The sequence below is a fragment of the Gemmatimonas phototrophica genome, assembly GCF_000695095.2.
GTDB lineage: Bacteria > Gemmatimonadota > Gemmatimonadetes > Gemmatimonadales > Gemmatimonadaceae > Gemmatimonas > Gemmatimonas phototrophica.
In genome coordinates, this window is record NZ_CP011454.1 from 3,704,595 (window position 1) to 3,729,172 (window position 24,578).

Annotated in this window: 26 protein-coding genes; 2 read left to right on the forward strand and 24 right to left on the reverse strand. The window is 64.3% G+C overall.

The window, feature by feature from the left end; all coding sequences use genetic code 11:
* Positions 1-8: 8 nt before the first annotated feature.
* The 23 genes from GEMMAAP_RS15680 to GEMMAAP_RS15780 all read right to left on the reverse strand — a co-directional run bounded on the left by GEMMAAP_RS15680 (position 9) and on the right by GEMMAAP_RS15780 (position 20,475).
* Positions 9-191, reverse strand: a complete 183-nt coding sequence (locus GEMMAAP_RS15680; RefSeq protein ID WP_043579402.1) for a Flp family type IVb pilin — start codon at positions 189-191, stop codon at positions 9-11.
* Between the two features lie 64 nt (positions 192-255).
* Positions 256-438: a Flp family type IVb pilin gene (locus GEMMAAP_RS15685; RefSeq protein ID WP_026848453.1), complete on the reverse strand. Its 183-nt coding sequence runs from the start codon at positions 436-438 to the stop codon at positions 256-258.
* A 539-nt stretch (positions 439-977) separates the two neighbouring features.
* A complete protein-coding gene (locus GEMMAAP_RS20650) occupies positions 978-1,151 on the reverse strand; it encodes a hypothetical protein (RefSeq protein WP_158514891.1) in 174 nt (57 codons plus the stop codon).
* 38 nt (positions 1,152-1,189) lie between these two features.
* Positions 1,190-1,621: a BrxA/BrxB family bacilliredoxin gene (locus GEMMAAP_RS15690; protein WP_026848452.1), complete on the reverse strand. Its 432-nt coding sequence runs from the start codon at positions 1,619-1,621 to the stop codon at positions 1,190-1,192.
* 17 nt (positions 1,622-1,638) lie between these two features.
* Positions 1,639-1,785: a co-chaperone GroES family protein gene (locus GEMMAAP_RS20365; protein WP_338011333.1), complete on the reverse strand. Its 147-nt coding sequence runs from the start codon at positions 1,783-1,785 to the stop codon at positions 1,639-1,641.
* A 245-nt stretch (positions 1,786-2,030) separates the two neighbouring features.
* Positions 2,031-3,806, reverse strand: coding sequence for a serine/threonine-protein kinase (locus GEMMAAP_RS15700; RefSeq protein WP_053333647.1), 1,776 nt, complete (start codon positions 3,804-3,806; stop codon positions 2,031-2,033).
* Positions 3,807-4,055: 249 nt separating this feature from the next.
* Positions 4,056-5,663, reverse strand: coding sequence for an NAD(P)-binding protein (locus tag GEMMAAP_RS15705; protein WP_053333646.1), 1,608 nt, complete (start codon positions 5,661-5,663; stop codon positions 4,056-4,058).
* Positions 5,664-5,672: 9 nt separating this feature from the next.
* Positions 5,673-7,169, reverse strand: a complete 1,497-nt coding sequence (locus tag GEMMAAP_RS15710) for a polyamine aminopropyltransferase (protein WP_026848451.1) — start codon at positions 7,167-7,169, stop codon at positions 5,673-5,675.
* 3 nt (positions 7,170-7,172) lie between these two features.
* On the reverse strand, positions 7,173-7,385 hold the full coding sequence (locus tag GEMMAAP_RS15715; protein ID WP_026848450.1) for a DUF350 domain-containing protein: 213 nt from the start codon (positions 7,383-7,385) through the stop codon (positions 7,173-7,175).
* 10 nt (positions 7,386-7,395) lie between these two features.
* Entirely contained in the window at positions 7,396-7,584 is a 189-nt protein-coding gene (locus tag GEMMAAP_RS20370; protein WP_026848449.1) for a hypothetical protein, read from the reverse strand.
* An 8-nt stretch (positions 7,585-7,592) separates the two neighbouring features.
* Positions 7,593-8,912, reverse strand: coding sequence for a DUF4178 domain-containing protein (locus GEMMAAP_RS15720; RefSeq protein ID WP_026848448.1), 1,320 nt, complete (start codon positions 8,910-8,912; stop codon positions 7,593-7,595).
* A 4-nt stretch (positions 8,913-8,916) separates the two neighbouring features.
* Positions 8,917-9,561, reverse strand: a complete 645-nt coding sequence (locus tag GEMMAAP_RS15725; RefSeq protein WP_026848447.1) for a DUF4178 domain-containing protein — start codon at positions 9,559-9,561, stop codon at positions 8,917-8,919.
* Complete coding sequence (locus tag GEMMAAP_RS15730; RefSeq protein WP_043579399.1) at positions 9,558-9,950, reverse strand: S-adenosylmethionine decarboxylase family protein; 393 nt, start codon at positions 9,948-9,950, stop codon at positions 9,558-9,560. Before GEMMAAP_RS15730 ends, GEMMAAP_RS15725 begins: the two co-directional genes overlap by 4 nt.
* 26 nt (positions 9,951-9,976) lie before the next feature.
* Positions 9,977-10,990 carry an SPFH domain-containing protein gene (locus GEMMAAP_RS15735; protein ID WP_026848446.1) on the reverse strand — a complete coding sequence of 338 codons (1,014 nt, stop codon included), beginning with the start codon at positions 10,988-10,990 and terminating at the stop codon, positions 9,977-9,979.
* Between the two features lie 141 nt (positions 10,991-11,131).
* Positions 11,132-12,661 (reverse strand): hypothetical protein, encoded by a 1,530-nt coding sequence (locus GEMMAAP_RS15740; RefSeq protein WP_043579397.1) that lies wholly within the window; start codon positions 12,659-12,661, stop codon positions 11,132-11,134.
* Positions 12,662-12,694: 33 nt separating this feature from the next.
* A complete protein-coding gene (locus tag GEMMAAP_RS15745) occupies positions 12,695-14,116 on the reverse strand; it encodes a M24 family metallopeptidase (RefSeq protein ID WP_026848444.1) in 1,422 nt (473 codons plus the stop codon).
* Positions 14,117-14,159: 43 nt separating this feature from the next.
* Positions 14,160-14,657, reverse strand: coding sequence for a hypothetical protein (locus tag GEMMAAP_RS15750; RefSeq protein WP_026848443.1), 498 nt, complete (start codon positions 14,655-14,657; stop codon positions 14,160-14,162).
* Between the two features lie 209 nt (positions 14,658-14,866).
* A complete protein-coding gene (locus tag GEMMAAP_RS15755; protein WP_145979174.1) occupies positions 14,867-15,874 on the reverse strand; it encodes an alpha/beta hydrolase in 1,008 nt (335 codons plus the stop codon).
* Positions 15,874-16,674 (reverse strand): signal peptidase I, encoded by an 801-nt coding sequence (lepB, locus tag GEMMAAP_RS15760; RefSeq protein WP_026848441.1) that lies wholly within the window; start codon positions 16,672-16,674, stop codon positions 15,874-15,876. The genes GEMMAAP_RS15755 and lepB overlap by 1 nt, the downstream gene beginning before the upstream one ends.
* A 121-nt stretch (positions 16,675-16,795) precedes the next feature.
* Entirely contained in the window at positions 16,796-17,227 is a 432-nt protein-coding gene (locus GEMMAAP_RS15765) for an SWIB/MDM2 domain-containing protein (protein ID WP_026848440.1), read from the reverse strand.
* Between the two features lie 276 nt (positions 17,228-17,503).
* A complete protein-coding gene (locus tag GEMMAAP_RS15770; RefSeq protein ID WP_026848439.1) occupies positions 17,504-18,487 on the reverse strand; it encodes an alpha/beta hydrolase family protein in 984 nt (327 codons plus the stop codon).
* A 3-nt stretch (positions 18,488-18,490) separates the two neighbouring features.
* Complete coding sequence (locus GEMMAAP_RS15775; protein WP_026848438.1) at positions 18,491-19,390, reverse strand: deoxyribonuclease IV; 900 nt, start codon at positions 19,388-19,390, stop codon at positions 18,491-18,493.
* Between the two features lie 53 nt (positions 19,391-19,443).
* Positions 19,444-20,475, reverse strand: coding sequence for a hypothetical protein (locus GEMMAAP_RS15780; RefSeq protein WP_026848437.1), 1,032 nt, complete (start codon positions 20,473-20,475; stop codon positions 19,444-19,446).
* A 72-nt stretch (positions 20,476-20,547) separates the two neighbouring features.
* Between GEMMAAP_RS15780 and pruA the strand changes: the two genes are divergently transcribed.
* Together pruA and GEMMAAP_RS15790 are read left to right on the forward strand one after the other, a co-directional pair.
* Positions 20,548-22,179, forward strand: coding sequence for an L-glutamate gamma-semialdehyde dehydrogenase (gene pruA, locus GEMMAAP_RS15785; protein ID WP_026848436.1), 1,632 nt, complete (start codon positions 20,548-20,550; stop codon positions 22,177-22,179).
* A 2-nt stretch (positions 22,180-22,181) separates the two neighbouring features.
* Positions 22,182-23,141: a PhzF family phenazine biosynthesis protein gene (locus tag GEMMAAP_RS15790; protein WP_026848435.1), complete on the forward strand. Its 960-nt coding sequence runs from the start codon at positions 22,182-22,184 to the stop codon at positions 23,139-23,141.
* A gap of 21 nt (positions 23,142-23,162) precedes the next feature.
* On the opposite strand, the gene GEMMAAP_RS15795 is transcribed toward GEMMAAP_RS15790, so the two are convergent.
* Positions 23,163-24,431 (reverse strand): GGDEF domain-containing protein, encoded by a 1,269-nt coding sequence (locus GEMMAAP_RS15795; RefSeq protein WP_053333645.1) that lies wholly within the window; start codon positions 24,429-24,431, stop codon positions 23,163-23,165.
* Positions 24,432-24,578: the final 147 nt, after the last annotated feature.

Sequence of the window (24,578 nt, forward strand, 5' to 3'; positions counted from 1 at the left end):
CCGACGCCTTAGCTCGCGGAGTTGAGCGTGTTGGTCGTGCGCTGGAAGATGTTCGAGATCGAATTGCGGAAGCCCTGAATGACGGCGATGAGCGCCACCGTGATCACGCCAAGGAGCAGCGCGTATTCGGCGAGCGAGGCGCCTTCTTCTTCGGCAACAAAACGACGGAGGGTCTGATTGAATGCGGACATGATGACTCCAGTGTGTGGTTAATGATGAGAGAGATAGCGCAGTGCTGCCGATTGCTGCGGGTGCTTACGACGCCGAGTTCAGCGTATTGGTGGTGCGCTCGAAAATATTCGAAATGGAGTTGCGGAACCCCTGGATAACGGCGATCAGCGCCACCGTGATCACGCCAAGCAACAGGGCGTATTCGGCGAGCGACGCACCTTCTTCTTCACGGACAAACCGGCGAAGCGTGTTCTTGAGGCTGGACATTGGTCAGGCTCCTGGTAGGGACGATAAGACCATCGGCGATCTCATCTGTTGATAACACAGCATGCGCTGCACGGAACGAGGACAGAGCAATCGTCGCGCCACCGATGATGCGCTGATCACAAAACGTCAAATCCACACAAGACGCGTAAAAACCCGAGGCAAACTCAACCGTAAAGGCGTTCTCCGCAGCACTAAGCTTATGAAAAACAGTGCTTTATGCGGTTAAGGCCGCTTCAGATATGAAGCATACTCCATATTCCACATTAGTTGAAGTCATGATGTACTTTTCATACTTTGCGTGCGATGCGAAGCGTTTGCGCAACAGTTCGGTGCAACCACGCAACGGTACAGTCTCACCACCGTCTCACTGATGGGCCCATGCTGCACGGGTATTCTCCATGCAACAGTTTCGTGTCACACCACGTGAATTCGCTATCAGATTCTTCGTGCTGCAGGAAAGACCCGCTGCCTTGCACTTCGCAACATTAGGAAAGCTTTAGTATCCATTCCAGAAAACAAAAAGAATCGACCGGCCGCTGTCAGCGACCGGTCGATACCTCTTCCATATTCACGACTGCCGGCGCCGGCCCGGGATTCGTCAGGACCACCATGGTCGCCAGCGCCAGCAGCTCGATCACCAGCATAGTGACGAGAAACTCAATGCGCAGGGCCCGTGGGGCATCCCGCCACATCCACCGTAGATAGTGCAGCATGAGCAGCTCCGGTCAAGCAGGACAACGCGGTGTGAAAATCAGGCGGGCTGACCAGACGTGCAGAACTGGTCGAACGCGCTGGTCAGGTCGGCCGCAATCTGCTGCGCGCTGCGCCCTTCGATCTGGTACCGCTCCAGCATGAACACCACATCCCCATCCTTCATAAGCGCAATGCTCGGCGACGACGGCGCGTAGCCCACGAAATAACCACGGGCCCGGTCGGTGGCCTCACGATCCTGACCGGCAAAGACGGTCGTGGACACGTCAGGCTTGGTGGCATGCTGCAGCGCCATGGCAATGGCCGGCCGCGCGTTCCGCGCCGCACAGCCACAAACAGAGTTCACCACCACCAGCGCGGTCCCCTTCTGATCGGCCAGCTTGGCGTCCACATCGGCCACGGTACGCAGCTCTTCCACGCCGAGGCGCGTGAGCTCCTGACGCATGGGGATGAGCAACTGTTCGGGATACATCATATGGAAGGCTCCGGTTAATAGTCGGGAATATCTTCGCGGGGCTCTCGCACCAGCGCCAGAATGGCGGCCTGCGGAACCACCAGGTACTGCTCGTTTTCGAACGTGATTTCCACGGCCGCCTTGCGGAAGAACAGCGCGTAGTCGCCCACCGAGGCCTGCATGGGCACGTACCGCGCCTCCCGCCCGGCCTGTCCGCCAATGCGCCAGGGCTCATCCCCCTGGTCGGCCAGATCCGGTAACGCCAGCCCGGGGCCGGTGGCGACAATCTCCCCCCCTGCACAGCCTGGTTGTCCACCGCGGTGGGCGGAAGATACAAGCCAACCTTGGACCGCTGCTCGCCATCCTCCAGTTTCACGAGCACCCGGTCACCGACAACAATGAGACGCTTCTTGGTCATGGTGGAAAGTTAGCGGCCGGCGGAAGGGCTACCAGTGGAGGTCACACGCCCGGGAGGACCTGCTGGCAGGACCCCCTGGGCACCACGAGCCGACGTGACATTTGCCTGGGCAAATCGCGCGAGCTCCTCCACCAGCTCGCGCAATTCCTGCCGCTTGGTGCCCACGTGCCGCACAAAGCCCCAGCGAACCAGGGCATACAGGGAAGAAGCCATGGACGCCCAGACAAGTGCGCCCAGCGCCGGTGACCCGCTTTTGGCGATCAACCCCATGGCAATGCCTCCCAAGGCCATACCAACGCCGCCCACGAGCCCCCCGAACATCCCCCCGGCGACTCCCCCGAATTCCTCCAGCACCCGCACTGTGGTGCGTCCATTGCGCACCGACACCGTCAATTGCAGCTGCCGCCCCTGCCCGTTCTGCCCACCGCGCATGACGTTGGTATTCATGGTCAGCGTCCGTCCCACAGCACTCACACTCAGAATGTCGCCAAGCGACCGTCGGGCCATGTCGGCCAGATCCTCGAACGCGTCCAGGGTGAGCTCGCCTTCCACGACCCCTTCAAATTCCAGCTTGGTGGGCGCCCCCAAAAACGCGTTCACTTTCTTCCTGAGGAATGGCCCCTCCTCCACGCGCACGGTCGCCACGGGGGCGACCGCCGCATCGCGCTCGGCCAGCGCCCGCTCCACATACTTGGAGCTAATGCCCGCTTCGGCGGCAGCATCTTTCACCAGCCCCACGTTGTAGCCGCGCGTGAGCGGCTCCCCCTCCACCGGCGCGGGAAAGCTGGCGGGCGGCACCATCATCCCCGTATTCGCCTGCAACTCGGCCGCCCGGGCCCACACCGCCTGCGCATCGGCCGACGACAACGACTGCGCCGACGGCGTGCGGGCGGGCGGCACGACCGCAGGAATCCCCTCCCGCGTGGTTGCTTCCTGGCCAAGCGCATCGAGTTGTCCCAACAGCGCCCGCGCCGACGCCACCCGTTGATCGGGACGCTTGGCCAGCAACTGCATGACCAGCGCGTCCACCGCCGGCGGAATGTCGGGGCGTAAGGTGGACATGGGGGTGGGCGCACTGTTCACATGCGCCACCAGCACCGCCGACGGCATGGAACGTTCTAAAGGAAAGCGGTGCGTGAGCAGGTGATACAGCAGCACGCCCAGCGCGTACAGATCACTGCGCCCGTCGAGCGTATCGCCAGTGACCTGTTCGGGGCTCATGTACTGCACGGTACCCAGCACGGTGCCGGTGGCGGTGAGCGGTTGCGCCTCACTGAGCCGGGCAATCCCGAAATCGGTCACCAACACGCGACCGGTTTCGTCGAGCAGCACGTTCTCCGCCTTGATGTCGCGGTGCACCACCCCTGCCGCATGCGCCGCCTCAAGCGCGAGGGCCAGCTGACGCGACACCGCCAGCGCAGTGTTCACCTCCATGGCTCCCTCACGCTGCAGCCGTTCGGCCAGTGATTCGCCATGCACATACCCCATCGTGAAATACACCACGCGCTCGCGCTCGGCCGCGGAATAGATGGGGACGATGTTGGGGTGTGACAGACCGGCGGCCGTACGCGCTTCACGCAGGAAGCGTTCACGCACCGCGGCATCGGCGGCGAGATGCGGCGGTAGTGTTTTGATGGCGACACGACGTTGCAACTGTGTGTCTTCGGCGAGAAACACGACACCCATGCCGCCGCGGCCAATCTCGCGCAGCAGCCGGAACTCGCCGGCCACGGCACGGGCCAGCGAAGGGGCTGGTTCAGGCCAGGTGAGGGCGTCGGTGTTCATGGCGTAATGGGACTGTTGCGGTGTGGGCGACTTTTAAACTGCATTCCGAGGACTGCTCCAAACATACGGACAGGGCGTCTGAACGAGGACTGCGACGGTGTAGGCGAAACGCACTCTCCACCTCCTCAAGATCTCAAACAAATAAAAAAGAACTGCCCCGCCGTAGCAGTGCGCCGCCTGCCCATACCGGAGCCAGTCCTCGTTTGGACGCCCCGTCAGACTACACGGAGCAGTCCTCGTCATGCAGTTCTACCCAACTATTTGTACCACCCGATCGGCCGCCTGCCCCCCGTGCCACTGCGCTTCCTCAAAAAGACTCAAGTTGCTGAGATCGGCGTGGGCGACGAACAGCCGCTCAGCTGGAGCCCACTGCTGGAGACGGGCCACACGATCCAGTGTGCCCGGGACGGGACGCGCCATGGCGTGCCCCCAGCGCATCACGTCGACGCGAAGCAGTCGTTGCGCGATGTCGGGGTGCGCGCGCTGCAGGTCGGCAACAATGGTGTCGCGCCAATGGGTCCAAGGTTGCGCCTGCAGCCAGCGGCGTGCCTCCACCGCAGGTCGATCGACCACGGCATAATACCAGGTCCAAATGTGCTCGCGCGACGACGTGCCCAACTGCTGATGCTGGGCGTTCACATACCCCAGCGACGGGCTGCCATAAATGACATTGTCCCACGCGAGCGGTGCACCACGCTCCTGGGGTAACCCATCCAATACCAGATTGGCTACCACCCACGGGGCGTACTCGAGCGTGATCGGCAGCGTGACGCCGGGACAGACCCGCGGCAACAAAAACAGCGGCGCGCTCCAGATCACGGCGTCAGCAATCACCCGCTCGCGCGGTGTATCCACCACCCACTGTGTGCCGCGCCGCGCAATGTGCACGACCGGAGCATCAGTCCGCAGTCGTTCCTGTCCACGGGCATCACGAGTACGCGACAGCCGCCGCGTGAGCTCGCGGGCAATGAAGTCGTTCCCTTCGGGCCACGTGAGCGGCCCCTCGTCTTCACTTTCGCGACCGGCAAAATAGTGCACCGCCGCCCACGCGCTGGCTTGCGACAGTGAGGCGCCGTAGTCGTCGCGGGTGCCGTACTCCACCCACCAGCGGAGCGCCGGTGCGGTAAACCGCTGCGAGATCATCCACTCGCGCGCGGTCATGGTATCAAGCGCCAACACGTCACGCGCCCGCGCAGCCGGCGACCCACCACCACGTAGCGCGCTACGTCGCGCGTCATGCCCCATGAACGACGGCACCTGGAACATGCCCGTCTCGCGCCACCCGCTTATGACATCATGAAAGCGGGCAAACTGCTCGCGCTCCTGCACTGTGGCGGCGTCAAGCGGATCGAGCCCCTCATGCCAACGCCCGTGCTGCCAAATGCGCTCCTGCGGCGAGTGACAGAGCACCCGCTCGTCCCACTCGCCATTGGCATGCAACACTCCCAACTCACGAAAGAGCTGCCGCACATGCACCGCGTTGTGCGACGGCACCGGTACGTAGTGCGCACCCCACGGCGCCCGTTGCCCCTGCAACCCGGGATATGATGCTGAGCGGGCGTTGCCTCCGGTGCGCGACGACAGCTCGAGCAGTGTCCAGTCGGTATGTCCCAAGGCGTCGAGGCGCCAGCCTGCACTCAACCCGCCCATGCCGCCGCCGGCAATGACCACACTGACCCGACGCTCGGGACGATTGGATGCCAACGCCAATGCCCCGTCGCGCAACGCGTGCCCGGCGCGACTGTCGTCGTCGGCAAAGCCGCCGCCAATCACCCGCCCCTTCTGCGCCAATCCCAACAGCGCGGGCGCTGCAACAAGTCCGCTCAGGGTGCGCAGCGCCTCACGCCGACTCGTCATGACCTGGTGTCAGCGATTGATGGCATCAAACTCGTGCTCGTAATAGCGCACGAGCACCTGGTCGTTGAGACGGTTGGGTTCGGCCGGTACTCTTTGCATGTCGGCGGGAAAGTCGAACAATCCCGGCACCGACGCCGCGGTGAGATAGCGCAGTCCACCGGGTAGCGAGGACGGCGGCGCGTAGCTGTCCAGCCCCGCAATGACAAACCCCCACTCCCCGAAGCTTGGCACGTACACGTGATACGGCCATGTACGCAGTCCGGCCCCTTCCAGCGTGGTCACAATGCTCCAATACGACTGGCGGGCGAACATGGGCGAGGTGCTCTGCACCGCGATGAACGCCCCCGGTGCCAGATGCTGCTTGACGAGGCGATAGAACGCGCTCGTATACAGCTTGCCCACGTGATAGTTGGAGGGATCGGGGAAATCGATCACCACAAAATCAAACTGCGCCGGATGGGCGTCGAGCCAGGTGAAGGCGTCGTCGTTGACAACCTCGACCCGCGGGTCCAGCAGCGACTTGGCATTCAACGCGGTGAGCCGCGGATGCGTCTTGAACAAGGCGGTCATGCCTTCATCTAGATCAACCAACGTGACGCGCTGCACGTCGGGATACTTGAGAATTTCCCGCACTGCCAGTCCGTCACCACCACCCAGCACCAGCACGCGCCCACGCGCCCGCCCGGCGCTCAGTCCGGGGTGTACCAACGCTTCGTGATAGCGGTATTCATCGCGGGCGGCAAACTGCAGATGCCCGTTGAGGTACAGGCGCAGATCATCCTTCCAGCTGGTGAGCACGATGCGCTGGTAGCGCGTGTCCTTGGCCAGAATGATGGGATCGGCGTACATGCCTTCTTCGGCCAGCGTGGTAATGGCCTGCCCCTTCCACAGGCCGGCACCCAGCAGCAGCAACGCCGCGATACCGGCGCCCTGCAACCAGCGACGGCGTGGCAGCACATCGCGAAACAGCCACGTGCTCCAGAGCCCCACCAGCACATTGATCACACCAAAGAGCAGCGCCGAGCGTACCAGGCCAAGGCGTGGCACCAACAAGAGCGGAAAGAGCAACGAGGCAAAGAGCGCCCCGATGTAGTCGAAGGTGAGCACATTGGCCACCACGTCCTTGAAGGAGAATCGGTCCTTCAGAATGCGCATGAGCAGCGGGATTTCGAGCCCCACCAGCGTGCCAATGAGCATGACCAGACTGTACAGCGTGAAGCGGAACGCTTCGGTGTAGGCGAACGCCAGAAAGAGCAGCAGCGACGAGACGCCCCCGACCACCCCCACCAGCAATTCGATCACCACAAACTGCGTGACCACCCCTCGCACCACGAACCGGGAGAGCCAGCTGCCAATGCCCATGGCAAACAGATACGTCCCGATGATCGTGGAGAACTGCGTGACACTGTCCCCCAACAGGTACGACGCCAACGCGCCGGCGACGAGCTCATAAATGAGCCCGCAGGCGGCAATCAGACAGACCGAGAGGAACAGCGCGAGTTGCACGCCCTAATGAATCGCGGCGGCGACGATGATACCGAGCGCGATCGCCACCGAGCCCATGAGAATGGCCGCGGCCGTGTTCTTCTTCTCGGCAATCTCATCCCACAACTTGCCTGGGGTGAGCATATCGATAATGAAGAACGCCGCCACGAACATCACGATGCCGATACCGGCAAACGCAGCGGAATTGAAGACGTTCGCCATGAACTGTTCCGTCATGCGGGATTCCTCATTTGCCGCGGAGCGTACGCCCCGGGATGTAGTACGACGAACGATACGCGCCGGGATTGTCGCGTACCGAGCGAGGGTTGTTGCGGGTTTCGTTGCTGCGGGTGAACGTCCATCCGCGGTACTGGGCCATGCCCAGTACGCCCACCACGGCGAGGACCCACACGGTATACACTCTGGCGGCCATCATGCGTGTGTCTACTCCTCGTCGTCGCTGCTGGTGGTGCCACCAATGGGGTGGTCGCTTTCGGCCCAGCGCCGGTTTTCAAACGCAGCCGCGGGGAAGAGCGCAAACACCATAGGCGTCACCAAGGCCAGAAAAGCCAGTCCGTAGAATCCGTAATGCGGCGGATCCCGCCGCACACTGAGCGTATAGTTCACCGACTGACGGCCCACTTCGCCGCCCTCCGGTTGCACGCGCAAGAAGTACCGGCCCGCCGGCACCGACGACAAGCGAACCGTTTCCGAGCGATCGCCCTCGCTCCACGACCCGTCACTGTCGCTGCCGGAATAGTACTCCAGCTGTCGCGTGACTTCGCGCGTTTCGCCGGTCTGCTCGTTAATGAGCGAGAGGGTGAAGAACACCCAGTCGTTGACCAAATCGGCCACGAGATCGATGGCCACACCGGACGGGCGGCCGCCCAACTCAAACGCCGGCGTAACGTACGCGCCGTTGTCCCCCACACTGCGATCGTAGTGGTAGGACTGCCGGAATACTTCGGTGTTGCTGGCCATCATGACGTTCAGCACCAGCATGGCCACCAGCGCGAGCAGGCCGAGCATGAACCGCTCGCCGAGTCGCTTGGGAAGATCGCTGTACGGATTGGGCTGGTTGGCAAAAACGCCAATGGGCGCCATGAACTCGCGCTTGAGCCCAAAGGCCTTCTGAATGGCATCGCCACGGGTGTACGTGCCCTGCGACCAGGTGACCTCACCTTCGGACGCTTCGGCGCTGAGCAGGTACGGCGCGGCCACGTAATCCTGGCTCACCACACTGTCGCCTACCCGCAGCTCCCAGGGAAACTCGCCCAGCGCCGCCGTGGTACGCGCCACCGCCGTCTGGAAGTGTTTGTAGGTGCGCCCGTCAAGCGTGTACGTAGGCTGATCGCCGCCACTGCTTTGCATGGGGCGCCGACGCAGCTTTTCAATGACGTTCCAGTGCCCCTGGTACTCCGAGAGATACAGAAACCCGCGGAACGGATTGAAGCAGACGTATTCGGTCCACGAATAGTCCACCCCTTCTACCGTGACCGTGACCTCCTGACAGCCAATGGCTTCCCATGGCACACCCTTCCACGTGCCTCGGGTGCCTAACGGAATGCGCGGCTGCAAGGTGACCTTTTCGCCGTACTGCAGGACGCGCAGGTTGGCGTCGGTGGCATCCAGCTGTGCACCACACGCCGCACACACCACGCTCACCGCCCACCCCTGGGCGTGCAGTTCGATACCTGCACCGCACGACGTGCAGTTCAGGGCCGACGTACGCGGAATGACCTGACCGGCCACCGGGTTCACCACCGGGTCACCACCCCTCAAACTCGCGCAGATTCTTCAGCGCGAGATCATCAAAGGTGACGTACTCTCCGAGGTACAAGAGCGGCGGTGTTTCAGTCCCGTCCACCGTGGCAAAGGCCCCCTGATCGTTCTGCAGGTCGATAAAGGTGCTGGCGTCCTTGCGGTACGTGTAAAACGGGAGATCTCCCTCGGTGCCGATGTAAGTGGCCTCCAGAATATTGGCCACCTCATAGCGCACATCGTACCACACGTAGCTGTCACCCACGTAGGTACTGCGCAGCTCTGGCATCTTGCCGCGCGGTTCGGACACCATGGTCATGGCGTATTCGAGCTGCGCGTCGGAGAGCCAGGCGCTCAATCCATCGTTCAGCACGCAGTGCCATTCGTTCCAGCGGCCGCGCGCCCACGCGTAGGTAATGCGCCCCACCACCACGAAGCTTTTGCCGCGCCACTTTCCTTCCGTACCTATCTGAATGGGCGAGCCGGTGACGGGAAAGTCGGCCTGCACTCCAACGCGCTCGAGATCGAGGTCGCGTCGGACGAGCACGGAGCGGCAGTAGGCGCAGGTGGTTTGCACCGCTTGCGCCCAGAGGAAGCGTACCGGCGCGCCGCAATTGGGACAGGTCGCCCCGTGTGGCTGGGGAACGATCACGAGGCGGGCACTGGCTGCGGGGCGTATTCTCGGGCCACGTGACGCACGCGCACGTCGGTGGCGCCCAGCAACGCCGAGAGCCGCTCCACCCACGCCCATTCGGCGCGCGGGGTGCAGCAGAACAGGTTGAGGCACGCCGAGCCGTGCTCGGGAAACGTGTGGATGGTGAGATGTGATTCCGACAGCATCACCATGCCGGTGATTCCACCCGCGACGCTTCCCGCCGGCGCGGGAAACTGATGCCACTGCGGCGCCCCTACGGGGTGCAGCGCGAGCTCGCGTATGATGGTTTCAAACAGATCGTGCAGCACGGCAGGGCTGGCGAGGCGTTCGGAGTGACATCCGTACGCCTCGACAATCCATTCATGGCCGGAGGAGGAAGTCGTCATGGAGGGTGACGACGGGCGGCGCGTACTTACGCCTGCGGCGTGCCGCAGGCGGAGCAGAATTTTGCGATCGCCGGCAGCTTCACACCGCAGTTGATGCAGAACTTGCTCTCCCCACTCGGCTCTGCCGGCGTGGCCATACGCGTAGGCGGCACCGCCCCCCCTGGGGCAGACGGAGCGCTCATGCCGCCCGTAATGGCGTTGGCAATAGCCCCACCCAGCCCGACGCCAGCGCCGAGTCCAGCACCCAGTCCGGCCAGCCCCCCTTCATTGGCGGCAGCAATGGGGATGGACTGCGCGGCCTGATACGCCGCGTAGGTGCGCATGTCGCCAATCATGTTCATGGAGATGCGCTCGTCGAGGCGCTTCTGCAGCTCGTCGGGGAGCGACAGGTTCTCCACGGTGAACGAATCGAGCTTGAGCCCGAGCTGTTCAAACGCCGGCGCGACCGCCGCACCAATCTGGGTGGCGAGTTGCGCCTGATTGGCCGCCATATCGAGGAACGGCACATTGGCGTTGGCAAAGGCACCCGTGAAGCCGCTGATGATGGCGTTGCGCAGCTGTGGTTCAATTTGCGCAACGGTGTACTCGGCGTCGGTGCCACCCACATTGGCCTGGAAGACCGTGGGGTTGGCTACGCGGAACGCGTACATGCCGAACGCACGCAGCCGCACCGCGCCAAACTCACGGTCGCGAATGGTGATAGGCTGCTGCGTGCCCCACCGCTGACCGGTCTGCAGGCGCGTGGAGAAGAAATAGACATCACTCTTGAACGGCGACTGGAACATCTTGTCCCAGTTCATGAGGTTCGTGAGCAACGGCAGATTCTGCGTGATGAGCGTGTGCAGGCCAGGCGCAAAGGCGTCGGCCGCCCGCCCTTCGTTGACGAACAGCGCCAATTGGGATTCACGCACGGTGAGCTGTGCGCCGCTCTGGATTTCCATGTCCTGCATGGGGAAGCGGTGCATGAGCACACCCGGGCCCGATTCGGTCCACTGGATGACGTCGATGAACTGCTTGCGGAGGAAATCGCCTAATGCCATGGAGCCGCTCCGATACCGAACAACGGGGAATGGAACAGAACATCGCGAAGCCCGCACGCGAACGCGTCCCGGTTATTCGAACCGGAACGCGTAGATGAAGTCCACGTTAGGGGCTGGAGCGCACTACGGCAACCACCCGATTCACGTTTCAGTGACCGACGGGGCGCGCCGGAGTTCAGACGGGGTGGTGCACGGCGACAATGTCGTGGTGGCATGGCGCCGAGCAAACGCGGCAATGGTGGCATCGCTGCCAATGGTCACAAATGTGCTGTCGGCATGCAGTTCGGCAATGAGCTCCGGATGCATGCGCGCATCCATCACGATGACGTGGAATTCGCGAAACCATTGGTCGCTCGCCGCGAGGGTGGCGTTGGCGTACGCACGACCGAGTGCCCTCAGGTACTCGGCCGGCAGCGTTTCCACCCGGACATCGTGGGCCACAATGCCCTTGAGGCGCGGGAAGTACCACAGGAATCGATCGGCCTGTTGCTCGTCGACCAGAATGCACTGGCCGGGGACGGCGGCGGCGGCAACCCGGGCCACCAACGCGGTAGGCTGAGCAAGGCGCTGTTTATCTAATGCGAGCAAGGGTAGGCCAACAAGAAACAGGGCGCTCGCGATGGCCAACACGACGCGCGCGGCAGCGCTGCGAATTTGCGAAAACTCCAGCGGAAAGTTTTGCCCCAACGCTTCGTCCAGCACCCTCGGCAAAAGAACCAACGAGGCCAGCGCCAGCGGCGTAGCGTGGCGAATGGACGTGGCGAACATGACGCCAAGCCCGGCCAACATCAGCATGGTGTAGGCGTCAGTTTTGGCACGAGCGTGCCATAGGGCAGTCACTACCATGGCGAGGAAGGCGATCCCCCCGACGTCTCCGTTGGACCAGAGCGGATACCACTCGGTGATGAAATCGCGGAATACCGGATTGCCGGCGGTGTTGCGATAGTACTGCAGTACATCGGCGCCATAAGGCGTAGCAAATACCGCCGCCGCCAGTGTAACTGCGAGTACCGCATCTCTGGCGGCCGCGCGTCCGTCAATGCCCTGCCCTGCGCGCAGTCGATCCAGCTGCCTCCCCACGAGCAAGGCGCCCGCAAATATGGGTGCAAGGAGGACCGAGCCATGTAGGTTGGCCCAAAGAGCGGCGGCGGGCACCAGCCACCAGGTTCGCTTGGACGCGTGCCGACTGTCGAGCCAGAGCATGGCCGGAAACAGGAGCAGGAACGGATAGGCCAAGGTTTGCGCGCGCAGCACAACTTGGGCCCCCATGGCGGCAAACGCCGTCAACGTCACCAGCAGTGTGCGACCGGCGGTGGCCCTGTGGCGTACACTGAAGTGCGCCCCCCACATGAAGCTTGCCGCAACCAGCGCGGCGCCAGCGACAATCACCCCGGCAATACCCACCACTCCCTCGACGACAAAAAAGAGGTAGTGCGCAAACCATTGGACGTCAACGACGGGCATACCCCAGCCAACGGCAGTCGTGCGATTGCTGGTAATCATTCCCGACTCTGCCACCTCGCGGCCAAGCACGAGATTGAACCAGGTATCACCCCAGACAAACAGGGGAATGCGCAACAACACAAACAGCAGCACGCACGCCATCGTGATGTACAGGAGGGCGCGGTGCTGCTGCATGTGTGACTGACCGCTCTGGACGCCGTGCGGCATGTCCGGAGAGCGTACTGGTGGCGACGTGTCTGCTTACTTCACCAGATGGAATTTGGACTGGCGCCCAAACGCCCAGCGCACTTTGCCGGACGCGTCGATGATCACGTCTTCTTCCTGCGCCGACCGCACCTGCTGGTTGTTCCACTCCGGCACGGGCGTGGTGGCCTGCAGTTCGATGGAGTACCACATGCCGGGAATGATCGTGTGGTCGCCGCGCCCTGGCACGCCATCCTGATAATCCCACAGCCCGATCAACGCACCGGCGCCGTGGCCGTGCAGGCCGATGGGGTGTGAATACTCGGTGCCGTCGATCTTCTCGCTGCGCATACGCGTGAGGACGGCCTTGAGGACGTCGTTGCCGGTGCGGCCGGGCTTGAGCTCCTCTACCGTGAGATCCTGCAGGCGGTTGGAGTTGGCGAGCGCCTTCTTGAGCCCCGCCGGTACATCCGTTTCGCCGTCTTTCAGCACGTAGCCCATGTGCTGGGTGTCGGTGTTCAGTCCAAGCGCGGTCACGCCGAAGTCGCAATGGAGCACGTCGCCCTTGAGAATCGTGGGGTTCACCCCCACCAGTTCAGGGCTGCCAAAGGCGCGCTGAATCTCGACACTCGGCTGGAACCAGGTGGACAGTCCGAGGTCGGCGAGCCGCTGGCGCATCCACCACACGACATCGTCTGTCTTGGTGACTCCCGGCGTGATCACCCTGTTGGAGAACGCTTCGGTGATGATCTCCCACGCCACGCGGTTGAGTTCGCGGAACGCCGCTTCTTCTTCGGGTTGACGCGCCGCAATGAGATCGACGGCCAGCGCCTCGGCGTTCACGATCTTGGACGTCCACGGGGCGCCCAGCGCCTGCAGCATGCCTTCCTTTTCGCCGCTGGAGAGGCCGTCGGCAAAGGCGAAGTTGCGCGACGTATTGATGGCGATCTTGTTGGGCTTCCGCTCCTCGATGACCTGCTTGAGGATGTTCCATTGCTCGTCGCCCCACAGTTCAGCCTGTCGGTCATTGCCGCGGCTGCCGGCCGCGGGCTGCGGGACGGCCTTCATGCTGCGCACGGCCTTGAACACGTTCCCCTGTGACGTACCCCCCAGGGCAATACGCTCCACGCCCTGCGCGCCACGATCAAAGAAGACGTAGATGGTGCGACGGCGCGCGGCAAACGTGGTGGGCGAAGTGATGGCCTTGAACAGCGGGTCTTCGTTGTACTCGCGCATGGGCACGACCCACATATCCACACCTTCGCGGCGCATGAGCATGGGCAACGTGCGTTCCATGCGCAGCTCGAACCATTTCTGCTGCTGAAACGCCTGATCGCGCAGCAGTCCGAAGGGGCGAAGCGTGTCGGCGGCCGGCGACCCGGACGTGCGGCTCCCCGGTGAGACGGGGAAGGCAATGGGTTGCGCGGCAGCGGTGGCCAGCGGGGCAACCGCGAGCAACAGAACGGAGAGCGTACGCATGGGGCGGGACGCGGTGAAAAGTGGAAGAGACATCAACACCCGGTCAGTTGGGCGTAGCGTGTACAGGGCGGCGCTGATCGACGGCGCGGCGCACCAGTTGCACCACGACCGCCAGAATGAGGGTGAAGAGCACGATGGTGAGTCCGCGTTGCCACAGCGCCTGTCCGGCCATGGGCCACCAATCCCCCCAGGTGGCCAACTGCGACCCGTAGCGTTCGCGGCCAAAAACAATGAGCACGGAGCTCATCCCCATCTCCACGGCGCACTCAATGACAAAGAAGGCAAACGCGCGCAGCGGCCAGCGCTTGACGGGATAGTTGCCGAGGTGCCAGGTGAGCATACCGCACAGAAAAAGCACGCCTACCGTGAGGCCGCTCACAAAAAAGATCCAGCTCCCGCTCCCCAGAACGATGGTCCGCCAAACACGAAGCACGAGCCCGGTGATGCCGGCAGGCTCAATGGTTCGTATGGCAAAGGCGCGCAGGGGATGGAGCTTCTCCTCACCCCAATGCACGACATCACGCGGGAAGAATCGGGACATGCAGCCAAGCTAAGCCGCCCGAAGGCAGCCGCTAGGGTCAGAGGTCGGGGAACTGCGTAAAGGCGTTATGGGTCATGGGTTAGCGGTAACGGCGCAACTACGTAAAGCGTCATGGGTTATGGGTTAGCGGGTTACCGAGTTACCGCGGAACTGCAGTGGCAGTGCCCGCAGTTACCCGGTGACCTGATAACCCATAACCCATAACGCCGTTACTCTTTTCCGCCTGTCCGTGTGAGCAGAAACACCAGGCTCTCCGCCGCGTGCGCTTTCCAGTATGTCCACGTATGGGCGCCGGGGTATTCCGTGTACTCATGGGCCACGCCAAGGGCTCGCAGCGAGGCGGCGAGGTCGCGGTTCTGCGGCGTCCACGTGTCGTCTACACCAATATCAAAACGCAACGCCGGCCACTGGGCCTCGCCGCGGGCCACGCGGGCTTTCAGCCGTTCCGCCAGCAGCGCCGGGTCGCGCCCCCGCCAGGCGAGCGTGTCGCTGCCAAAGACGGCGCGCAACGAGGGCCACAGGTGCCGTACGCCGGCGGCCAGTTCGTTCATCTCGCGGCCGTACCGCAGCGAGTCCGTGACGGCCGCGCCGATACGCAGCCGAGGCGACAACACGCCGGAATGGCTGACGGCGGCCGCAAAGACATCGGGATAGGCCAAGGCCAGTGTGAGGGCGCCGTACCCCCCCATGCTCAGCCCCGCGATGCCGCGGCTCTCACGGGTGCCAACGGTCCGGTAGTGGCCATCGAGATGGGCAACGATGTCGCGCGCGATGTAGTCATCGTAGTGTGGCCACGGCACACAATACGTGGCGGCCGGCTCGCGGCGCACGGTATCGGTGGCGCACCCGGCGTCGGGGAGCGACGCCCAGGTGGTGTACCAGCCATCGTCGCCGTCGGGCATGGCAATGATGGCCTCCGGCTGGCCAGCGGATACGAGCGAGTCCATGGTGCGATGCAGCAACCCGGCATTGGTCCAGTCGCGTTCGTTGCCGCCACGACCATGCAGATACACCAGCAGCGGATAACGCCGGGTGCTGGTGCCGTACGACGGCGGCAGGTACACGGTGAGCGCCTTGCGAACGCCAAGGGACTGCGCCCAGAGCGTGTCGGTGCGCACGGTACCTTGCCGTGCCGCTGTCTGCTGTGCGGCGGCGGCCGACGGCGCCATCAGCGCGGCTACGAGCGCCACGACCGTCACCGCGGCGTGCGCGCGCATCAGCGGATGATTGTCCCGATGCGGCCCCACCGGATGTCCGTGAGGAAAGGCAGCGGTCGGTCGCTTTCGTCGGCGCGGTAGGAGTAGTACACGAAGACGGGCCGCCCACGGACGTTCTCCCGCGGCACGAAGCCCCAGTAGCGTCCGTCCTTGGAGTCGTAGCGGTTGTCCCCCAGCATGAAGAGCATGTTGGCCGGCACGACCAGCGGGCCCCAGTCGTCGAGCGTTGGCTGCGCCGGCGGATCGCCGGCCACCGTGCCACGCACTTCGAACGGCTTCTGCCACTGGAAGAGCGGATGCGAAAACCCGCCGTCTCCCTTGGGGTTCTGATCGGCGCCAAAGCCTTGACGCTGCGGCATGCCATTCACATAGAACAGACCGCCGCGCATCCAGACCGTGTCCCCGGCCGTGGCCACGAGCCGCTTGACGAGCGTTGGGTTGGGATCGTCGGGCTGGTCTACCTGATTGGGTGACACAAAGACCACCACATCGCCACGCTCTGGTTCGTCGTACCCCGGGAGATTGATCTCCGTAAACGGCACATGCGGCCCGTAGGCCAGCTTGTTCACGAAGAGCCAGTCGCCCACGAGCAACGTGGGAATCATGGAGCCCGACGGAATGCGGTAGGCCTCAATGAGGAACGTGCGAATGACGAGGAAGAACGCCACCGTCACGAGGACCGCTTTGATGTTCTCCCAGGCGGAGGCGCCCCCACTGGGGGTGGCGGACTTCCCACTGCGGAGTGCGGAAACCGTGTTACCGCTACTGGTGCGATCGGAGGCAGGCTTCTTCGAGGCCACGGGCGGTGCGGGTAGATGAATCGGACATGTCCGGCGGCCCGGACAGGCGAACCCGGAGAAATCTAAAGGGGCGCGTCCCGTGAGACGCGCCCCTTCAAACTACGCAGCAACCGGTCGTTGGTTACGACAGGTGCTTGGACACGAGCTTCGTCATGTCGAACATGCTGACCGACGTCTTGCCGCCGAACACCTTCTTGAGCTTGTCGTCGGCGTTGATCTGGCGCTTGTTCTTCTGGTCCTGCAGGCCGTTCTTCTTGATGTAGGCCCAGAGCTTCTTCACGACTTCCGTGCGCGGGAGACCCTTTTCGCCAACGATGGCGGCCAGGTCGGCGCTCGGGGTGAGGGGCTTCATGAACGCGGCGTTCGGCGCGCGCTTGGCGGCCTTCTTGGCCGGCGCCTTCTTGGCCGGAGCGGCCTTCTTGGCCGGAGCCGCCTTCTTGGCGGGGGCCTTCTTTGCAGCCGCCTTCTTGGCCGGAGCCGCCTTCTTGGCGGGAGCCTTCTTCGCAGCCTTCTTGGGTGCAGCCTTCTTTGCGGACTTCTTCGCAGCGGCCATGTCGTCTCCTGAGAGTGGTGACCGTGAGGGTCGCGTCGAGCAACCGATATGATCTCGACAGATCGCGCGAAGACGTGACAGGCTTCGCGGACGGGCACAAACTACAATCGCACCTATGCTGCGCAATAGTGGATTTTGCGTTTTCCCTCTGAAAAATGCGTTTTTTTTCGAACTTTTTTCATTTTTCCCCTCTGGCGCACCGTTTTTTCGCTCGAAACACGGCGCCGACACACCCATTCTCCCCTCTGTCGCGCGTCACGACAGGGATGCACACCATCACCGCGACGCCGTGTGGATAGAGAGAAAATGTGTTGTGGCCTCCAGCACGGTGGTACGCAGTCGCCGTTCGGCGAGACGCACATAGCCTTGCGGATCACCGTCATGATCAGCCAGCAGCAGATGATCGGTGTCGCGGAAATGCCGCACGTCCACCGGTGCCGCGCCGGCGCCACGGAGCACCTGCGCCAGTTCGTCGGCTTGGAACGGCGGCACCTGCTGGTCCGTCTCGCCGTGCAGTAGCAACACCGGCACGCGGACGTCGCGCGCCACCGCACGGGGGTCGAGCACAAACCACGTCCGTAACCATGGATCATCACGTGCCATGGCCTCCGCCTGCGCGTCGGCCGTGGCCAGTACGGTTGCCTGCTCCTCCGCCGGCCAGCGGGCGCGATTGCCCGTCACCAACTGCTCACGTTGCCACCGGGCAATCTCCCGACCGGGGCGCGACGGCGCCCCCCACAAGACCAGCGCCGTCAGCGTTGGATCGCCCCGCGCCACCAGCAACGCCACCACCGCTCCCTCACTGTGACCCACCACTGCCACGCGCGCCGCGTCCACCGTGGGGTGCCGGCGCAACCATGTCAGCGCGGCCTGTGCATCACGGGCGAAGTCCTCCGTGGTGGCGCCGGCAAACTGTCCTGTGGACTGGGCCGTCCCCCGATCATCCAGACGCAGAACCGCCAGCCCCGACGCAACCAGTACGTCGCTGAGCTCGCGCCACGGCGCGTACCCCGGCAGTTCCAATCGCGTACCATCACGGTCCTGTGCACCGGAACCACCGAGCAGCAGGACCGCGCCTACCGGCGCCTCATGCGCGTGCGCCGGATATGCCAGTGTCCCGGCCAACGTGGTGCCGGGATCGACCACCACGCGCACCGCCTCCTCCTGCCATGCCGGGCGCGGGCCCGGACGTCGGTCGCACCCGCTGACCATCAGCGTGAGCCCCGCCAACAGCAGCGCCCACGGCAATCGTCTGCGCATGTCTCAGGGCGTGTCCTGCGCCAGCTGACGCAACAGGGCCACGTCTTCCACCTCCCAGGGATCAGGGGTGGCGTCATCCTCGGCCACCTCCGACACCGCCTGCGGAGTTTCCAGAATGAGTGGAATGCCGGCCGCACGACGATCCTGCAGCAACCACCCAAATGGCGTCGCCCCGATGAGCCCCTGCCCGATGCGCGCGTGCCGATCCTTGTTCGACCCCATCGCGCCTTCGCTGTCATTCAGGTGCAGAAACGCCGGCGGCTCCCCGGTGGCCGCTTCGAAGGCATCCAGCACGCCGGTGAGTGCCTCGCGCGACTCCGCGATGGGAAAGCCCGACGCAAACAGGTGACAGGTATCCAGCCCGTACCCCGTGCGATGCCGCTGATCGGCCGGAATGCCACTCAGCATCAGGGCCACTTCATCGGGGGTGCGCCCCACGGTCGTCCCGGCTCCCGCCGTGTTTTCAATGAGCAACCGGGTGCCACTCTCCGGCACCGTGGCCAGCGCTCTGCGCATCGCCTCACTCACCCGTTCACACGCCTCAGTACGGTCGCCAGTGGTGGCCGCACCCGGATGAAAACACACGCCACGGACGCCCAGCGCACTCGATCGTTCAAACTCCTTGGCCAGTCCGGCGGCAGCGCGCGACCACTTTTCGTCGTCGGGGGTGGCGCAGTTGAGGACGTAGGCCGCGTGCACGATGACCTGGTCCGGCGAAATACCCGCCGCCTCCAGTGCCTCTACAAAACGCGCCACCCGATCGGGTTTTACCCCGACTTTGTCGTTGTAGTACTTGGGGATGGCACTGAAGATCTGCAGCGCCTGCATTCCACCGTTCCCGGCCCGACGCGCGGCCATGGGAATACCGCCGGCGTCGATACAGTGGGCACCAATGTGAAGCATGGGGAGATCAGGAAGGTGGAAGAATCAGCGCGCACCCGACGAACCGGGAACGGCTACCGCACGACCGCTCGTCGCAACGTGAACACCGGTGCGGTGTTGGGCGAGGGCTGATCGCTCCAGCCCACCACCACGGCTTTCCCGCGTACCACGACATAGGGGTCGGACGCCGAGGTCCCGCCACTGGCCGTGAGCCGGTCCTCAAAGAGATGGCCCGCCGTTCGCGAAATGGCCACGCTGGTAATGACCCGGCTGCGTCCATTGGGATCTTCGTAGGCCACGGCCACCAGTTCGCCGTGCGAGGCCACCCGGGCGTGCCCCAGTCGCTCTCCATAGAGGATGGCCACCGGCGGCTCAAACGCGGCACGGGGGTCCATTTGGTGCGCGTAGAACACGCCAGGGCCTTCGGGGCCGGTGAGGGCATACGCGACATGGACGTACCCGTTCAGGCTGTCCACGGCCACGCTGGGGGCCGGACGGGCGCATCCATATGCCCCACGGTCCGACGCCTGCGCATCGCGGGGCCCCTGATCGAGGGTGTCCACCATAATCGGGCCTCGCCAGGCCCCCAATCGCCCTTCGGCCGCAATGCTGTCGCGCCACGCGGCCGCCAGATGCACACGCCCGCCGGAGGCCCGCTGCCACCACACCGCCACCCGCCCGCGCCCGGGCGCTACGGCCAATCGCAACGACCGCGCACACCGAAGCGAATCGAGGGGCGCCTCGGCGTCGCCCAGCGAGGTGGTGGGCGCCGGTGCCATTTGCATGGGCGGCAAGCTCGCCGTCGTACCAAGGGTCACCCTCGACTCCGCCAGGCTGTCGAGTGGGCTGGCCAGAAGGGTCACCGCCCCCAGTTCGCGCAGCTGGTCCTGCGTGAGCAGGAACGCCGCTTCCGGCGTCCCTTCACGCAGCGTGCTGTCGTACGGCGTGAACTGCGGGTACGCCAGCGGTGACGGCATGATGGTGGCCACCGGCTCGGCGTCGAGCCAGGTGGCGGCCGGCTGCTCACAGGCTGCCAGGGCGGCGGTCGCCAGCGCCACAAAGGCGAACGGGCGCGGGCGTCGGGAAAAACGTGCCGTCAGATGCATGCGCGAAGGGTACTGCAAGAACCGCACGACGCTAGCTTTCAGCTTCCCTTCCCCGTCCTTCGGAGACTCACGATGTCCTTTGCTGCCTTCGACGGTACGCGCCGCGTGCCGCCCGCCGTCAACGAACCGGTCCGCAGCTACGCGCCCGGCTCCCCCGAGCGTCTGTCGCTGCAGACGCGCCTCGAACAGATGGCGGCCGAGGAGGTGGAGATCCCGATCGTCATTGGCGGTCGGCGCATTCATACCGGCAATACCGGTACGGTCCGCATGCCCTGCGACCATCAGCATGTGCTCGCCACGTACCATAAGGCCACGCCGGAGCTGGTGCACGAGGCCATCGCAGCCGCCGTCGCGGCGCGCGCCGAGTGGGCGAGCTGGCGCTGGGAAGAGCGGGCCGCCGTGTTTCTCCGTGCTGCCGAGCTGCTCACCACCACGTGGCGCAACACCCTGCTCGCGTCAACAATGCTTGGCCAGGCCAAGACGGTCCACCAGGCCGAAATCGACGCGACCTGTGAGCTGATCGACTTCTGGCGTTTCAACGTGCAGTTCGCGCAGGAGCTGTACGCCGAGCAGCCGATCTCCGACCACACGATGTGGAACCAGCTGGACTACCGGCCGCTGGAAGGGTTCGTGTACGCCGTGACGCCGTTCAACTTCACGGCCATTGGCGGCAATCTGCCGGGCGCCCCCGCGCTCATGGGCAACGCCGTGCTCTGGAAGCCGTCGGCCACCGCGCTGCTCTCCAGCTGGTACACGTATCTGCTGCTCGAAGAAGCCGGCCTGCCGGCGGGCGTGATCAATTTCATTCCCGGCGACGCGTCCATGATTTCCGATATCGCGCTCACGCACCGCGATCTGGCGGGGGTGCACTTCACCGGCTCCACCGGCGTGTTCAACAGCATGTGGGAGACGGTCGGCAAAAACATGGGCAAGTACCGTTCGTATCCCCGCATTGTGGGCGAGACGGGGGGCAAGGACTTCATTGTGGCACATCCGAGCGCCGATCCGCAGGCGCTGGCCGTGGGCATGGTGCGTGGCGCCTTCGAATACCAGGGACAGAAGTGCTCGGCGGCCAGCCGCGCCTACATCCCGGCGTCGCTCTGGCCCACGGTGAAGGAACGGTGCATCGCCATGATGGGCGAGATGAAGCAGGGCGATACGCGCGACTTCTCGAACTTCGTGGCGGCCGTGATTGACGAGCGCGCCTTCAATCGCCTCAAGGTCGCGATTGACGAGGCGAAGGGTAACGCGACCATCGTGGCGGGCGGCTACTACGACAATTCGAAGGGCTGGTTCATTCAGCCCACGATCGTCGAAACGAAGGACCCGAACTATCGCACGCTGTGCGAAGAGCTCTTTGGTCCGCTGCTCACCGTGTACGTGTACGAGGACGCACAGTGGCTGGACACGCTGAAGATCGTAGACGGTACGTCGCCGTACGCGCTCACCGGCGCGGTGTTCTCGCGTGACCGTCAGGGCGTGCGGGAAGCCATGACGCACCTGCGCAACGCCGCCGGCAACTTCTATGTGAACGACAAGCCCACCGGCGCCGTGGTTGGTCAGCAGCCGTTTGGTGGCGCCCGCGGGTCAGGCACCAACGACAAGGCCGGCTCCAAGTCGAATCTCATGCGCTGGGTGAGCACGCGCACGGTGAAGGAAACGTTCTCGAGCCCGCTGGATTGGAAGTACCCGTTCCTGGGATGACCATGCGCACCCTCCGTTACGTCACCGCCGACGTGTTTACGCCGGAACCGTTTACCGGGAATCAACTGGCCGTGGTGTTCGGAGCGGAGGGGCTTTCCACCGACACGCTGCAGGCCATCACCCGCGAATTCAATTACGCGGAGAGCACCTTCGTGTTCGCCCCCGACACACCGGGCACGACACGACGCGTGCGAATTTTCACTCCCGAGCTCGAGGTGCCCTTTGCCGGGCACCCGACGCTTGGCACCGCGCATGTCCTGGTGGCCACCGGCGAAGTGAAGCCGACCGCCAGCGAGGTGGCCGCCGGCGAAATGACCGTCGTGCTCGGAGAAAATGTGGGACCCGTCCCTGTGCGCATCCGCCTTGCGCAGGGCGTGCCCGTGCACGGCCAGTTCACGACGGCGCAGTTGCCGGAGGAACGGGTGGAGGTCAGCGATCTCGACGCGCTGGCCAGTACCCTGTCATTGTCAGCAAGCGATTTCGTTGGGGGCGCACATACCCCGACGGCGGTGAGCTGTGGACTGCCGTTCCTCATCATGCCGCTCACCAGCGTGGACGCGGTCCGTCGGGCCCGCCTCAACATGGACGCCTGGCAGCGCGTCCTGCAGGGCACATGGGCGGCGTGGCCGATGGTCTTTGCCATGGAGTCACGCGATTCAACGGAGGCGCTGGCAGCTCATGTGCGCGGCTGTGACATTCGCGCGCGCGTGTTTGTACCTGGCAGCACGGTTCCCGAAGATCCTGCCACGGGGTCCGCCAACGCGGCGCTGGCCGGCTACCTGGCCGCGCGCACGCCGCGCGATGGCGTGTTGCGGTGGGACGTGGCGCAAGGGGTGGAGATGGGTCGCCCCAGCCGGTTGTCCATTGAGGCGCACAAGTCGCACGGCGTGATCAGCACCATCAAGGTGGGTGGTGCCACCGTGATCATGGCCGAGGGGACACTCGTCGTTCCGGCGCACTGAGCCGCGGTGGTGCCGCGACCGTCAGTGCCCGGCGATCGTGGTTTCTCCCGTGTGCCGGAGCTTGAGGGCATCCAGGCCGCTGGACCAGAGGACGACGCGATTGCGCCCACTGCGTTTGGCCGCGTACAAGGCTTCGTCGGCTCGCGCCCGCAGGTCTTCCGCGATGCTTTCGTTGGGGACGCTATCGGCTACCACGCCAACGCTGGCCGTGAGGGTCACGCGCGGCGTCGGCTCCACAAAGACCCGGCGTCGAAAAGCGTCCACAATGCGCAGCGCCAGGTGTTGCGCGCCGTCCAGCGACGTATTGGGCGCCAGAATCATGAACTCCTCGCCGCCGGTGCGCGCCACCACATCATCGGTGCGGGCACTGGCCCGCAGCAGTTCCCCGACTTCGGCAATCACCCGATCGCCCACCAGATGCCCGTGCGTGTCGTTGACCTGCTTGAACAGGTCGAGATCGATGGCAAGCAACGCCACATCGGTGTGCGCGCGGGCGGCGCGGGCTAGTTCGCGCCGGAACTGCTGCTCAAACCCACGACGGTTGAAACAACCACTGAGCGGGTCGGTCAGCACAATGCTGGCCAGCTGGGTACGCATCCGATTGTAGGCACGTCCCACCGACGTAATGGCGTCCGGACGCTGGTCGGCCGCGACGTCGTAGCTGTTGGTGAAGTCCCCCTCCTCCGCCCGCTCGAAGATGGTCACGAGCGCATCGAGTCGTTCGTGCAGATTGCTCTGCACGCGGGTGACGAGCAACGAGCCGATCCCGAACACCGTGAGCGTGGTGAGCACGCTGGGCCATGACACCTCGGCGCCGTTCCGCTGCGCGAGATCATTGAGCAGCAGGTAGGCCGCCGCAGTGGCCGCCAGCATGAGCAAGGCGGGGAAGCGCCCGAAGTACACGTATGTGAGCTGCAGCGAGAACAGCGCCAACAATAGGCCGAGATGATAGTTCTCCGGACCAGCCAGGAGAAACACCAGCCAGAAGACCACCAGCAAATCTGCGAGCACCGTCAGCGTCGACAACGTGCGCCCCGCCCTTCTGATCTTCTTGACCCAGGCACGGAGCGCGAGGGCCAACAAGGCATACACGGCCGTGACGGCCCCAAGCAGCCACTCCGCCTGGCTCCCCACGATCGCGTCCGCCACGGGGGACAACCGCACCCATCCCACCGTTCGCAGGCCAATGGCCGCAATGCCGGCAATGACGGCGAGGGCCAGCCGATAGCCGGTCTGCCACAGCAACACGTCTGCGGATGAGCCATCAGCCCGGGACCGTTCGGAAATCATGCTCAATCCTACGACATCGCTCAACGAAAAGGCACCAATCGGCGGCCCGATTTGTCACCAATCCGTTACGTAACGGACGGCCGGCACCCATTCCGGCGGTCGCCGAGGGCGCCGATACAACAGGAAGCAACGTCACAGTTCGCCACG